Origin of the sequence: Cobetia sp. 5-25-4-2 (genome assembly GCF_013374075.1) — a bacterium.
Taxonomy (GTDB): Bacteria; Pseudomonadota; Gammaproteobacteria; order Pseudomonadales; family Halomonadaceae; genus Cobetia; species Cobetia marina.
Window position 1 is genome coordinate 82,797 of record NZ_BLWK01000010.1, and the last position, 13,900, is coordinate 96,696.

13 protein-coding genes are annotated in these 13,900 nt (G+C 63.8%); 5 read left to right on the forward strand and 8 right to left on the reverse strand.

The features are described 5' to 3' along the window. Positions 1–35: 35 nt before the first annotated feature. A complete protein-coding gene (locus HXS65_RS16355; protein ID WP_077374131.1) occupies positions 36–365 on the forward strand; it encodes a YkgJ family cysteine cluster protein in 330 nt (109 codons plus the stop codon). Positions 366–503: 138 nt separating this feature from the next. Here the strand turns inward: HXS65_RS16355 and HXS65_RS16360 are convergent, their stop codons facing one another. Continuing rightward, positions 504–2,195: an acetyl-CoA hydrolase/transferase family protein gene (locus HXS65_RS16360; RefSeq protein WP_255304534.1), complete on the reverse strand. Its 1,692-nt coding sequence runs from the start codon at positions 2,193–2,195 to the stop codon at positions 504–506. A 282-nt stretch (positions 2,196–2,477) separates the two neighbouring features. Next, positions 2,478–3,419, reverse strand: a complete 942-nt coding sequence (locus HXS65_RS16365) for a LysR family transcriptional regulator (protein ID WP_077374134.1) — start codon at positions 3,417–3,419, stop codon at positions 2,478–2,480. Positions 3,420–3,712: 293 nt separating this feature from the next. Here HXS65_RS16365 and HXS65_RS16370 point away from each other — a divergent pair, with 293 nt between their 5' ends. Then, positions 3,713–4,012 (forward strand): hypothetical protein, encoded by a 300-nt coding sequence (locus HXS65_RS16370; protein ID WP_077374137.1) that lies wholly within the window; start codon positions 3,713–3,715, stop codon positions 4,010–4,012. Positions 4,013–4,028: 16 nt separating this feature from the next. Beyond that, positions 4,029–5,441 carry a nucleotide 5'-monophosphate nucleosidase PpnN gene (gene ppnN / locus HXS65_RS16375; protein ID WP_077374140.1) on the forward strand — a complete coding sequence of 471 codons (1,413 nt, stop codon included), beginning with the start codon at positions 4,029–4,031 and terminating at the stop codon, positions 5,439–5,441. Positions 5,442–5,542: 101 nt separating this feature from the next. On the opposite strand, the gene HXS65_RS16380 is transcribed toward ppnN, so the two are convergent. From HXS65_RS16380 to HXS65_RS16390, 3 genes are all read right to left on the reverse strand, one after another. Then, positions 5,543–5,956 carry a hypothetical protein gene (locus HXS65_RS16380; RefSeq protein WP_077374143.1) on the reverse strand — a complete coding sequence of 138 codons (414 nt, stop codon included), beginning with the start codon at positions 5,954–5,956 and terminating at the stop codon, positions 5,543–5,545. Between the two features lie 87 nt (positions 5,957–6,043). Continuing rightward, positions 6,044–6,505: a flavodoxin domain-containing protein gene (locus HXS65_RS16385; RefSeq protein WP_077374146.1), complete on the reverse strand. Its 462-nt coding sequence runs from the start codon at positions 6,503–6,505 to the stop codon at positions 6,044–6,046. A 414-nt stretch (positions 6,506–6,919) separates the two neighbouring features. Beyond that, on the reverse strand, positions 6,920–8,941 hold the full coding sequence (locus tag HXS65_RS16390; protein ID WP_176494406.1) for a TonB-dependent receptor domain-containing protein: 2,022 nt from the start codon (positions 8,939–8,941) through the stop codon (positions 6,920–6,922). A gap of 836 nt (positions 8,942–9,777) precedes the next feature. Between HXS65_RS16390 and HXS65_RS16395 the strand changes: the two genes are divergently transcribed. Both HXS65_RS16395 and HXS65_RS16400 read left to right on the forward strand, forming a co-directional pair. Beyond that, positions 9,778–10,686 (forward strand): LysR family transcriptional regulator, encoded by a 909-nt coding sequence (locus tag HXS65_RS16395; protein ID WP_077374153.1) that lies wholly within the window; start codon positions 9,778–9,780, stop codon positions 10,684–10,686. 148 nt (positions 10,687–10,834) lie between these two features. Then, the gene (locus tag HXS65_RS16400) at positions 10,835–11,266 is read left to right on the forward strand and encodes a secondary thiamine-phosphate synthase enzyme YjbQ (protein ID WP_176494407.1); all 432 of its coding nucleotides are present in this window, start codon (positions 10,835–10,837) and stop codon (positions 11,264–11,266) included. 58 nt (positions 11,267–11,324) lie between these two features. Here the strand turns inward: HXS65_RS16400 and HXS65_RS16405 are convergent, their stop codons facing one another. The 3 genes from HXS65_RS16405 to HXS65_RS16415 all read right to left on the reverse strand — a co-directional run bounded on the left by HXS65_RS16405 (position 11,325) and on the right by HXS65_RS16415 (position 13,750). Continuing rightward, entirely contained in the window at positions 11,325–11,798 is a 474-nt protein-coding gene (locus HXS65_RS16405) for a phosphate-starvation-inducible protein PsiE (RefSeq protein WP_176494408.1), read from the reverse strand. A gap of 106 nt (positions 11,799–11,904) precedes the next feature. Continuing rightward, a complete protein-coding gene (gene hda / locus HXS65_RS16410; protein ID WP_084208224.1) occupies positions 11,905–12,603 on the reverse strand; it encodes a DnaA regulatory inactivator Hda in 699 nt (232 codons plus the stop codon). Between the two features lie 37 nt (positions 12,604–12,640). Next, on the reverse strand, positions 12,641–13,750 hold the full coding sequence (locus tag HXS65_RS16415) for an AI-2E family transporter (protein WP_127734819.1): 1,110 nt from the start codon (positions 13,748–13,750) through the stop codon (positions 12,641–12,643). Between the last annotated feature and the right edge of the window lie 150 nt (positions 13,751–13,900).

Genomic DNA, 13,900 nt, shown 5'->3' on the forward strand with positions numbered 1-13,900 from the left:
ATGGCACCTGACTCACTGTGGCTGACCCTGACCCGATGAATATTCCGATTACCGACGTATCGCCGTTCGCTACCGGCGATACGACACCTGTGAATCCCGAGATCACCTGCAGCAACTGCCAGGCCTGCTGCTGCAGGCTTGAGGTCATCCTGCTCACCGATACCGGCGTGCCGGACTATCTGATCGACGAGGATGAGTGGGGGGGCGAAGTCATGCGCCGCCTCGATGATGGCTGGTGTGCCGCCGTCGATCGCGAGACGCTGATGTGCACCATCTATGATCGCCGCCCCCAGCTATGCCGTGACTATGAGATGGGCAGCCCGGAATGCGAAGACGAGCGCAAGGAAAACGGTCTGGATCAGTGATCCGTCCTCCTGTCGCTCGTCGCCTGTCGCTTGCCGCTTGAGTCAGTCGCTTGAGTCAATCACTTGAGTCAGTCGCCTGAGCCGCCCTGGTTTCTGGCGTCTGGCCGCCCCGATGGCGAGAGCGGCCTGAACGCCGCGCTAGCCGGCGCTGACCTTCTCACCTGCCTGCTCCGCCGGCACATCGCCGCGTTGCTCAGGCGTGCACAGGGCGCGCATGTTGCCGTGCACTTCCACCTCGCGATGCCAGCTGAGCGCCTGCTCCAGGCAATGCGGGGTATGGCCGCCCCGCCGGCAGGCCTCCTCGAAGTAGGCCCGCAGCGCGGGACGATAGCGCGGGTCGGCGCAGTTCTCGATCACCAGCACCGCGCGTTCTCGCGGTGCCAGCCCCCGCAGATCCGCCAGGCCGTGTTCGGTCACCAGAATGTCCACGTCATGCTCGGTGTGATCCACGTGACTGACGAAGGGCACCACGCTCGAGATATCCCCGCCCTTGGCCAGTGATTTGGTGATGAACACCGAGAGCTGGGCATTGCGCGCGAAGTCCCCGGACCCGCCGATACCGTTCATCATCCGCGTGCCGCACACGTGGGTGGAGTTGACGTTGCCATAGATGTCGAATTCCAGCGCGGTATTCACGGCGATCACGCCGAGACGCCGCACGATGCCCGGATGATTGGACAGCTCCTGCGGACGCAGGATCAGACGGTCACGGTAACGCTCGAGGTCCTTCCACAGGGTGCGCCCGCGCTCCTCGGTGACGGTGATGGAGGAGCCGGAGGCGAAGTCGAGCTTGCCGGCATCCAGCAGGTCGAAGGTGGAGTCCTGCAATACCTCCGAGTACATGGTGAGGTGCTCGAAGGGCCCCTCCTTCAGTCCGCTCATCACCGCGTTGGCCATGCTGCCGATCCCGGCCTGCAGCGGCAGCAACGCAGGCGTCAGACGCCCCAGCGTGACCTCCTGCTTGAGCAGTTCGACCAGATGGTCCGCCATCCGCCGGGTATCCTCATCCGGCGGGGTACAGGTCGAGGGGCTGTCCTTGCCACGCGTCAACACGATGGCGGCGATCCTGGCAGGATCGATGGGGATGTACGGCGTGCCGATACGCGAATCCGGCGCCACCACCGGGATCGGCTGACGGCTGGGGCGCATCTGCGGAATGTAGATATCGTGCAGTCCCTCGAGCGCCGCCGGGGACTCGAGATTGAGCTCGATGATCACCTTGTCGGCCAGAATCGCGTAGCTGGCCGAATTGCCCACCGAGGTGGTCGGCACGATGCCGCCGTCGGCGGTGATGGCACTGGCCTCGACCACCGCGACGTCCATGTCACTCAGCTGATGGTTGCGCAGCAGCTCCACCGTCTCCGAGAGATGCTGATCCATGAACATCACTTCGCCGGCGTTGATGGCACGGCGCAGCACCGGATCGACCTGGAACGGCATGCGCCGCGCCAGCATGTGGGCGTCCGCCATCTGACCGTCCAGGTCATTGCCCAGCGAGGCGCCGGTCATCAGCGTGATGGAGAACGGCTCGCGGCGCGCCTTCTCCACCAGCGCCAACGGCAGGGCCTTGGCCTCCCCCGCCCGCGTGAAGCCGCTCATGCCCACCGTCATGCCATCGCGAATCAGCTCGGCGGCCTGGCTCGCGCTCATGTGGCGTGACTCCCATCCCTGCCAGCGACAGCGCCGGGCGAGCTCGCCACGCAGCGCCTCGTCAAGCTCCGTCACCTCCATGCGCGACAGCAGCGAGAACGACTGGCGAAAGGACTGGGCATCGGCCACGTCGCTCGCGGCAGGCGGTGCATCAACGAATCGGGACTTGGAAGAAGACACGGTACGGGTTCCTCGATGACAACGAACAAGGGGTAGGCAGCAAGTCGCGCAAACACCTCACGACACTGGTCAGGCTGTCATCCAGCATCCCACGCGCCGTGGCGGCGTCGCATCAGGCCTTGGTCGCAAGCCGGGGTCGCGCACTGAAACAGGACGGTGCGCTCCAAGCGACGCCCTGACGCGGGCCTGTCCCTGCCCCGGAAACACGAAGACCCGCTTCGAGGAGCGGGTCTTGCGATGCCAGGCAGGCCTGAGGGGAGCCCTGTCACGTCATGGCAGGCGTTACACCATGCCGTCGAGGTCCATGTTGTCGAAGCTTTCCGGGGCATCGGCGTAGCCGTAGAGCGTGTTGCGGCGCTGCAGGCGGAATTCGCCCAGCAGCTGCTCATAGCGACGCGGCACCTCGGCATTGTCACGCGTGACGATGTACAGGTTCTCGTAGACGGCCTCGGTGAGCGGCATCTCGCGCACCTGGCGCTGCCACGGTGACGTCTCCAGCACCGTGCGCGAGACGACGGTGAAGCCCAGGCCACGTGCCACGGCATCCAGCACCATGCCGATGTCGTTGGTGAAACCCTGCTGCGGGAAGTGGCTCATCGAGCGGAATTCACCGGCGAAGTTCTCGCGCAGCAAGGCGCTGGCGTTGTTGACGCCGTCGGCGTAATTCATGAAGCCCAGCGCCATCAGCTCATTGAGACTGTTGCCGGCGAAGTCGGCGGGCACCACCAGGCACAGCGGCTCCTGATGCCACAGCTCGAAGTTGAGATCCGGATGCTTGACCGGCTCGGTGACGATGCCAAGATCGAAGCGCCCCGCCAGCACGTCCTGCACGATCTCGGAATTGAAGGCGAAGCTGTAGCTGACCGTCAGCCCCGGATGCTGCTGCTGATAGCCGAGCGTGAACGGATAGAACATCAGCCCGACGCTTGAGGGGCTGGCCACACGGCATTCCCCGCTGTCAGGCGAGTCATCATCCAGCGAGTGCATGAACTGGGTGTGCTCGGCAAACAGCTTGACGGAGTAGTCGTAACAGCGACGCCCCGCTGCGGTGAGCGAGAACTTGCGTCCCTGACGGTTGAGCAGCGAGCGCCCCAGGTACTGCTCCAGCTTGCGGATATGCTGGCTGACGCCGGGCTGGGTCATTTCCAGCTTGCGCGCGGTATGGGTAAAGCTGCCGGTCTCCACCAGGGTGATGAAGGTACGAAAATACTGGGCGTTGAACATGGAGGCACTGACCACTCACGAACGGGGGACGCGACTCGGCGCGTCGTGTTGCCGATAGCTGCCTGAATGTCTGCACAGGGCCACCGACCCGCAAAGCCCATGATTCTACCAGAGCCAGCCGCCATGCGCAGCGCTGCGCCGTGGCGCCCTCGCGTGTTAGCATCATCCTCATTGCCAGGTGCCGCTCTGGCTGCGTCTTTCGTGGGCGATGCCCGAATGACGCGGCAGGGCTCGGCGCCTTTCCTCTGCCCCGACCAGTCTTCGCGACTGGCCCGAATCACGAGATGCTCCAGATGCTTGATCCACTGGCCGCGCGCGGCGAAGCCATCCACAAGGCACTGCTCGCCATGGAAAGCGAATGCGCCGAAGTCGACCTCTTCCCGCTGGGATACATGATTCCCCAGGTGGAACTGGTTCTCGAGAACGCCGATTACGATGCCGCCGATGTGGTCGCGGAAGATTTTGACGCCACCTTCGAAGAGTGGATGCAGCACGCCTTTGCCCAGGACGGCATGAGCGTGGACGACCGCGAGCGCATCGCCGAACTCTGGGCAGAAGCCCGGAACCGCGCCCAGTCAGCCGTGGGCGCCTGACACAAGGAAGACGGTCATGAACTCTGTCACCAGTGAAGCTACCACCTACTCCCGCGATGCCAGCTCGACGCTGGTCTCCACCATCATCTCACCGGAAGGCAGCCTGGAAGTTCTCTCCCAGGATGAGGTCAATCGCCTGCGCGACACCTCCTCCAATGGCCTGCATGACATCCTGCGCCGCTGCGCGCTGGCGGTGCTCAACTGCGGCAGCCAGACCGATGACAGCGTCTCGGTGCTCAATGCCTACAAGGACTTCGAGATCGAGGTGCTGCAGCAGGATCGTGGCATCCGTCTGAAGCTCGACAATGCGCCGGGTGATGCCTTCGTGGATGGCAAGATGATCCGCGGCATTCGTGAGCACCTCTCGAGCGTGCTGCGCGACATCGTCTACGTAGCCAACGAGATCCAGAACACGCCCCGCTTCGATCTCTCCACCACCGAAGGCACCACCAACGCGGTGTTCCATATCCTGCGCAACGCCGGTGCCCTGAAGTCCTCGCGTGAACCAAGCCTCGTCACCTGCTGGGGTGGCCACTCGATCAATCGCGAGGAATACGAGTACACCAAGGACGTGGGCTATCACCTCGGCCTGCGCGAACTCGACATCTGCACCGGCTGTGGTCCCGGCGCGATGAAGGGCCCGATGAAGGGGGCCAACGTCGCGCATGCCAAGCAGCGTCGCAAGCAGGGCCGTTATCTGGGCATCTCGGAGCCGGGCATCATCGCCGCCGAGTCACCCAACCCGATCGTCAATGAACTGATCATCATGCCGGACATCGAGAAGCGCCTTGAGGCCTTCGTGCGGACCGCGCATGGCATCATCGTCTTCCCGGGCGGCGTGGGCACCGCGGAAGAGATTCTCTACCTGCTGGGTATCCTGCTGCATCCGGAAAACGAAGGCCTGCCGTTCCCGGTCATCTTCACCGGCCCGGCCTCCAGCGCCGACTACTTCCAGCAGATCGACGAGTTCATCACCTATACGCTGGGTGAGGAAGCGCGCTCGCGCTATACCATCATCATCGACAATCCGGTCGAGGTGGCGCGCACCATGCGAGGCGGCATCGATGACGTCGCAGAGTTCCGTCGTCAGCATCACGACGCCTTCTACTACAACTGGCGTCTGCATATCGCCCCGCACTTCCAGCAGCCCTTCGCGCCGACCCACGCCAACATGTCGAGCCTGGCGCTGCATCGCAACCAGCCGGTGCATGAGCTGGCAGCCAACCTGCGCCGTGCCTTCTCGGGCATCGTCGCCGGCAACGTCAAGAAGGAAGGCATCGAGGAGATCGAGCGCGATGGGCCCTTCCGCCTGACCGCCGAAGCCGAGCTGATGGAGCGTCTCGACGCCCTGCTCACCTCCTTCGTGGCCCAGGGCCGCATGAAGCTGCCGGGCAGCGACTACGAGCCCTGCTACACGCTGTGCAAGTGAGGCCGTGACGCCCGGGACATCAGCCCCGGGCCTGATACGACGACGCCCCCGACCATCACTGGCCGGGGGCGTCGTCGTTTGCGGCAGGCGGCAGACAGGGCTCAGTCGCTCTTGCGGCCCCGATGCATCCACAGACTGATGACATGCGCCACCAGCCCCAGTGTCAGGCCATCAACCAGCACTTCCAGCGCCCCTTCCCTGGGGCGGTCAAGCATCGGCGCGGCGAAGTTGAAGGCTGCCATCGCCGCCAGGCCCACCACCAGCCACACGAACACGCGACGCATCAGCCTCGGCACTTCGCCCTGGGCGACATCGGAGAGCTGGCGATAGATGTAGACCCCCAGCGCCGCGACGGCCACGGCAAAGCCACTGATCAGCATCAGGCGCGTGGTGTCACCGCTGAGCAGAAAACGCGGAATGTTGGCGACCATCACGATGGCGAGGCCCGCCAGCACGGAGACACGTTGCGGTGTCAGGTTGCGGGCGCGCGGATGATCAGGATTGAGTTTCGGCATGTGCAGCAGTCTCGAGGAAAGGTCGGGCAACGTGGAAATCGAACACGACGAGGAAGTCGGACGCCGGGCACGCCCGGCGTGACGGGATCAGGCGGTCGCCGGCAGCGTCGGAATCCAGCTCTCGACCCACGGCAGGGCTGCGTCATCCGCCATGAAGGTCTCCATGGCATCGATCTCGAGGCGCTCGCCGTGGCGCGTGGCGCCCAGATCCGCCAGGCGCTCGTCCAGCTGACGCCCGGCACCGCAGTAGGTCTCGCCGTAGGAGCTGTCGCCGAGAGCGATCAGACCATAACGCAGCCAGTCCAGCGCCGGTGACTGGGCCGAGAGCGCATTGAGGAAGCCGCTCAGGTTGCCCGGCACATCGCCACTGCCGGTGGTGGAGGTGACGAACAGCGCCAGATCCGGGCGTGTCTCCGTCAAGTCTTCCAGTGTCGGCTGGTCAAGCACTTCCACCGTATAGCCTGCCTGCTCGAACAGCGGTTGCACCTGCTCGGCCACATCCAGTGAGCCGCCATACATCGTGCCGACAAAAATCTTCAGAAGCGCCATGCATCCTTCCTTATTCGTACGATCACCCGCCACGGGCGGGAACGTGAGTGCGGTGCGAAGAGTCGTGCAGCGGCTCTCCGACATTTGGTCGCGATGGTAGCACAGCCTGCCCGCGGGACGCAGGCCGGCCGGGGCCCGCGCCATGGAGCACTCGTACTCCAAAGACAGGACAGCGCCACCGTGAAAACACGATGGCGCCGCTTTTTTCTTGCGCTGACGTTCTTGCGCTTACGTTCCTGCACAGACGTTCCTGCGCTGATGCCCTTGCATCGGTGCTGCCGTTGCCGCCGTGTCGCTACCTCGTTCTCTGGAGCGGGGCTACGCGTCAGTGAAGCCTCCCGGGGTGCGAGCCTGGATCACGACCGCTGGCGATGCCCTTCCGTCAGAGACACGCTGGCTGACAGCACCTTTTGATCAGAAGCGATACGCCGCCGACAGACGCACGTCACGCCCCGGGCTGGTGATGGCGCCCGGCGTGATGCCACGTGGGCTGTTGGTTTCCAGATAGAAGGTGTTCTGGTCGGAGTATTCCTTGTCGAACAGGTTGTAGATACCGGCCGTCAGAGTCAGGTCCGGCATGTCACCCGGCACCCAGCTGGCGTAGAGGTCATGCGTGGCGTAACCGGCACGCTCGCTCTGGTCATCCGGCAGGTCGGTAAGGCGCTCGTAGGCGGTCACGGTCCAGCCGAGAGTCAGCTGCGGGTCGGCGAAGGTGTAACGGTTGTCCAGGCTCCAGCGGTCTCCGGTCTGGTTGCCCAGCCCCATGTCATCCACCACGGTCTCGCCCTGGTTGTCTTCCAGGTCCATGGTCAGGTAGCCCAGCGTCATGTCCCAGCCGCCCAGTCCGTAGGTGGCTCGCGCCTCGACACCCTTGCTGGTGACGATACCTTCCATGTTGGTGATGGTGGTCACGTCACCCGCCGACCCTTCGGTGATGTAGTTGTCGAAGTGGGTATCGAAGTAGGTGACTTCCAGTCCAGCACGGTCACGCTGGGTGAGGATGCCCTCGCCTTTCCAGCGGGCACCGACCTCGGTGCTGCGCGAGGTCTCGGCCTCGAGACCCGGCTCGACCACCAGCGTCTCGCCCGGGCCGACGCCCCCGTCGATCAACAGGGCTTCGCGGCCCTTGTTGCCACGCACGGCCGTGGCGTACCCGGTGAACAGCTCGACACCCCCGCCGACACGCCAGTTGAGGCTCGCGTTGGGGCTGACATCGGTGTCATCCAGCGTCTCGCCATTGGCGTATTCGGTCCGGTAGTCATCGACCCGGGCACCGAAGGACAGATCCACCGCGCCGAGCGTCATGCGGTGCTGGGCGTAGAGCGCGATGTTGCGCGCCGTCTCGTCGAAACCAGCGGTGCTGGATTCATCCTCGACGTAATCACTGCCCAGGGTCAGACGGTTGTTCATCGCCTCGGGGCCGAAGCGGAAGGTGTTGTTGAGATCCCCCCCGACACTCTCGACCTTGGCATTCGAGCTGGCCCCGGTAGTGAGGGACGTGCGGTCCACTTCCGTACTGGAGTGGAAGACATTGGCGTGCACATCCACCAGCCGCGAGCCCGGTTCGAAATCGTAGTTGGCGGTATAGGTGTCACGGCTCAGCTCGGTATCGACCTTGGCGTTGTTGAACGGCTGACACTCCATGTTGGGACGTACGCAGTAGATGCCGGTGTCCTCATTGTGCTCCGCGCTGAGTCGCAGGCTGTGCGCGCCCTGATCCAGCAGGCTGAACTTGCCGAAATAGCTGCGCTGATGACCGCCGGTGCCCTCTTCCTCATCACCGCCGCCGGTGCGGTAGTCATCGCTGTTGCGTGCGCTGGTGGTGAACAGCAGCCCCGCGTTGGGCGCCACCTCCCCATACACCGACAGCGTGCCCTTGACGGCATCTGCCGCGGATTCCGTGCTGCCCTTCACCATGCCACCGACACTCTGACCCGGCTTGAGCAGGTCCTGGGCATCCTTGGTCACGAACTTGATGCTGCCACCCAGCGCGTTCGGCCCGTTGTCCGCCGCCCCCGGCCCGGCCTGGACCTCGGCGCGCTTGAGCAGCTCCGGCTCGATGTTGAAGTTGGAGCTGTGGTGGAACAGGTAGCCGTTCTGGCTGGCACCATCGATGCTGATGTTGAGGTTGGTATCTTCCAGCCCGCGCACGTAGAGCTTCTCGGAGGAGGCCGTGGTGCCGCCAACGGTGACGGAAGGCGTATCGCGGAAGATGTCCTTGAGGTCACGCGCCTGATGCAGGGCAAGCTCTTCGCTGTCCACCACCGCCGTGGCCTCGAGGCGATCCTCCTCGACCTGCAGTGTCTGCATCTGCAGCGGCTCGGCATTGACCGTCCCGGCACACAGCAAGGCGATGGCCGCGACCAGCGGACGAGGAGTGAAGACCGTCGCGCGTGAAGCGCTGACGGTGTGGCGCGAAGAGAGGCAGACTGTCATGTGCGGAGCGTTCCCAAGATTAATAATAATAATGATTCTTCTTTGCAGGCGAGATAATGCACTTTCTTGCACATTTCCGTCATCTACCGTTTCTGCAACGCCTCTTCTCGAAACCTGCAATCGGGTGCTCTCCTCACGGGCACGCCCACTCGCCTCGCGCCCACCTACCCCCTCGCCGATTCCCGATTTCTCGCGCCAGAAGGCCCTCCCCAGCCGCGCAAGGACCTGCCCTGCGCCTTGCCTCACGAAAAAGACACTTTTTCTCACCTGTCTGTCATCAGATACGGAACCATCTCCGGTCACTGACGTCTGAGCCGTCATGCCGCCAATGACGCCAGTCCCCCGCCGTTGCGCATTCTGCCGAGGTGTCACGTTTCACGGAGATCGGAATTGCGCAATGCGTGCGACTTTGGATGCAACAATGACGGGATGGTGATATTGTTAGCCTGCTCAGAGTCACTGTCATCCAGCGCCTGAAAACCGTTCTCGCGTTTCTGGCGCGGCACTGTGCGCGAAGCCGGGTTTCGAGATCGGTTTTCAAGACTGGGCTTCAAGACTGAGCCCCAAGACCGGCTTCACCAGCCGGCCGCAAGAGTTGAAGGCAAGAATCAAGTGCAAGACCTGTCGACGTGCGCTGCGGTGCACGACTGACAGGAGCGGTTGTTGATCGATGAGCGCGTCTTTGCCCGGGGCATCCCCCGCGGTACGAGGGGCACGGTCATCGACAGGCAATCCGTTGTGCAGCCCCTGCGCTGCGACGGGCCCGACATGGCCCGTACAAGGTGGGTGTTTCCCTGACGACACACCCCGACCCCCTGAACAACCGGACCTATTCGATGAGCGATATCGACGCCTATAACACCTTTCTGATGGTCGCGGATCTCGGCAGCCTGTCCCGCGCTGCCGAACGCCTGCGCCTGCCCAAATCCACCGTCAGCCGTCGCCTCGACGCCCTCGAGGGCCGCTTCGGCACTCGCCTGGTGGAACGCGGCCATCGCGGTATCCGCCTGTCGGAAGCGGGTGAGACTCTCTACCGCTACGCACGATCGATGGCCAACCTCGATGATGAAGCGCACCGCGCCATCGAGGATCGTCAGTCGGACCTCACCGGCACCATTCGGATCCACGCCACCCCAGCGCTGGGTCGTCACTTCCTTGGCCACGCTCTCACCAGCTTCCTGTCAGAGCATGACGGAGTCGATATCAAGCTGAAGCTGTGGCACAACGGACGCGAGATTCTCGAGAACCAGCCGCATCTGGTCATCGGCTTTCCGCACCTGGCCGGCAGCACTCACGTCTTCCGCCCGCTGACCCAGTGGCAGCAAGCCGCCTACGCGGCCTCGCATGTCGAGCATCCCGAAGAGCTGCCGTGGGGCGAGCTGGAACCGCTCGTCTCCGGCACCTCGCTCTCGCGTCACCCGGAAGACCCGCGCCCGAATCACATCCAGTCCGATGACCTCGAAGTCCTCACCGACTACGTCGCCGATGGCCTGATTCGCGCCGTGCTGCCCATCGACTGGGTCAACTCGCTCAGCGAGCGCAATGGCCAGTCCTTCAAGCGTCTGGAATGCGACGAGATCCCCCCGGTCGAGATCGGCATGCTGTTGCCGCGCGGCCCGATCCCGACCCGCGTGCGCATGCTGGCCGACTGGCTCGCCCGCGAGATCGGCAAGACAGAACCGGAGCGCGTCACCGCCAAGGCCGCCCGTCGCACCGTCAGCGAAGCCGCCACCACTGCCGGTTGATGGCAGCGGTGCCATGCTGTCGCCCTCCTCTCGCTTGAGATGAACCGGCGCAGCACGCAGCAAAAAGGCCAGCCCTCCGGGGCTGGCCTTTTGCGTTCTGGCTTGTCATGTTTAGCATGGACTGAATCAATGACAGGCAGGGCTTCTCATGTGGCAACGCGACACTCTCACCCTCTCCGCCCGCAAGCGCGGTTTTCACCTCATCAGTGACGAGGTGGAGCAGGCATTGGCCGAAATGCCACCGGTCAGTGTCGGCCTGTTGCATGTGCAGCTGCTGCACACATCCGCCTCGCTGACGCTCAACGAGAACGCCGACCCCGACGTGCGTCACGACATGGACGCCTTCCTGCGCCGCCTGGTGCCCGGCAACCTGCCCTACTTCCGCCACACGCTGGAAGGCGATGACGACATGCCCGCCCATGTACTCGCCAGCCTGCTCGGCACCCAACTCACCCTGCCCGTCGAAGCCCGCCGCGGCCTCAACCGCCTCGCCCTCGGCACCTGGCAAGGCATCTGGCTCGGTGAACACCGCGACCACGGCGGCAGTCGCAGGTTGTGTCTGACTCTGAGTGGAGAATGAAAAAAGGCCGCGAGTGATCGCGGCCTTTGGGGTCTTCAGAAGCTACTGAAACCCGGGTTTATCGCGTCGAATCCTCGTCCCCTACCGTACCGCCCATCGGGTCGATAGATTTGCTGGAGGGGTATTTGTAGGAGGCGAAGCGCACGGCGAGTACCGAGAGGGCGAGGAAGAAGATGCCGCCGCAGAGGTAGAGCAGGCCGATATCGGGGGCCTTGTGGTGGGAGACATCACCGATGAGGTAGCGCGTCAGCGCGGTGATGGCGATGTAGAGCAGAAAGCGGATCGGCAGGTGGTTGGTCTTGAAGTAGATGCCGACCATCGCGCCGAGTTCGAGATAGATGAACAGCAGCAGGATATCATCGACGCTGGCCGAGCCCTTGGCGAACATCTCGAAGAAGGCCGACACCGAGGCGATGGCGATGGCCCCGCCGATGGCGAACAGGCCCAGATAATGAAAGCCTTCGACCAGGAAATTGCCGATCGAGTTGGCTTGTTCGTGCATGCGTTCCCGGTGCTTGTCTAGCCGCTTCATGCCTTGTGTCCTCGAAGAGGGATGATGAGAAAGAGGCAGCAAGAACGGTGCCACCCGGTCGCAGCATCACGGATTCTGACGCTGAGGCAGTGCGCAGGCGCGGCGTCTACCAGCCGAGGGTCTGCTTGACGAAGGGAATGGTGAGCTTGCGCTGGGCGGAGAGCGAGGCGTTGTCAAGCTCGATCATCGCGGCGAACAGGCCCGGCAGGCTGCGCGGCCCGCGATGCAGGATGTAGCGGGCGACTTCATCTGGGAGCGCGAGGCCGTGGTCCTTGGCGCGCAGCTTGAGCGCCTCGAGACGCTGGGCATCATCCAGCCCGGAGAGGTGGAAGGTGACGCCCCAGGAGAGGCGTGAGGCCAGGTCCGGCAGGGTGACGGGGAGCAGGCGCGGCGCACAGCTGGCGCTGACCAGCAGGTGGCGGCCACTGTCACGCAGGCGGTTGTAGAGGTGGAACAGCGCCTCTTCCCAGCGCTTGCGGCCGATCACGCTCTCGAGGTCGTCGATGGCGACCAGATCCATCTCGTCCAACCCTTCCAGCATGTGCGGCGGGAAGTGGCCAATCTCCTTGAGCGGCAGGTAGAAGGCACGCTTGCCCTGCTCTCCCGCCAGATGGCATGCCGCCTGCAACAGATGGCTACGCCCACTCTGCTCACCGCCCCATAGATAGACGAAGGGCTCCCCGCCGTCAGCAAGCTGCCCCTTGAGGGCCTCTGCCAGCGAGGTGGAGGTGAAGTGGTAGTTGTCGAAGGTCGCGGCGTCGCGTACCCCGACGCCGAGTGCCATCTGTCCCTGTGTCATTGCCATCCGTCATGCTGGTTGTTGTTGCCGTGATCTCTCTCGATCACTGGGTATCCTCTGCCGCCGAAGACGCGGGTGGCTCACTGGCGGCCACGGGGCGAGAATCACGCTGTTGATCATATAAAGTACTGTTTTTATAGCGATCATGCAGATAACGCAAGAGCACCATGATCACTGCGGCTACCGGCAGCGCCAGCAGAATGCCCGTGAACCCGAACAGCTGCCCGCCGGCCATGACGGCAAAGATGACCGCCACGGGGTGCAGGCCAATCTTGTCGCCCAGCAGCAGGGGTTGCAACACCACGCCTTCCAGCAGCTGCCCCAGCGCGAAGACACCGCCCACCGCCAGCAGCGCCCACCACTCGCCGAACTGGAAGAAGGCCACCGTCGCCGCGATCAACACCCCGACGATGACGCCCAGATACGGCACGATACTCGCAAGCCCCGCCACCAGCCCGATGAGCAGCGCGAACTTGAGGCCGATGATGGCCAGGCCGATGGCATAGACGATGCCCAGACTCAGCATCACCAGCAGCTGCCCGCGCAGGAAGGCACCCAGCACCTCGTCGCAGTCATGGGCCAGCCGCGTGGCGGTCGGCTCCATGTGGCGCGGCAGGAGCCCCTGCAGCTTCTCCTTCATGCGGTCCCAGTCGAGCAGCAGATAGAAGGTGACGACGGGAATCAGCGCCAGGTTACCCAGCCAGATGGCCATGGCGAGCCCGGATTTGGAGACGGTGCCCAGGAAAGCGGCGGCGAAGGTACCGGTTTCCTTCCAGTTGCCCAGCAACAGCGAGCGCACCTGATCAAAATCGGCGCTGAAATCCATGCCGGTGAAGGCCTGCACTTCCGGCAGGATCGTCTCGCGTATCCAGTTGAAGACCATCGGCATGAAGCTGATCAACTGCGCCAGCTGACGCCCGAGCAGCGGCACCAGAATGAGCAGCGCGATCAGCAGCACCACCGAGAGCACGCTGAACACCAGGCTGACGGCCAGTCGGCGCGACAGGCCCTTCTCTTCCAGCCAGTCGGCCAGCGGGTCGCCCAGATAGGCGAGAATCATGCCGATGAAGAACGGCATCAGAATCGGCTCCAGCAGAACCAGCAACCCGAGCAGGGCCACGCCTGCGGCCAGCAACCACCATTTACGCTGCATCATCACTCCTTGAGACAAGCTGTGTGGCTCACAGGCGGCATGTCGCCGACGGTCCACGCATGCCCCCATTGTTGCCTGTCACTGACTCACCCACAAGCGCCCGGCGAACGGGACGACCCGCCTGACGGGAGATGGCCAAAGGGACTGGCG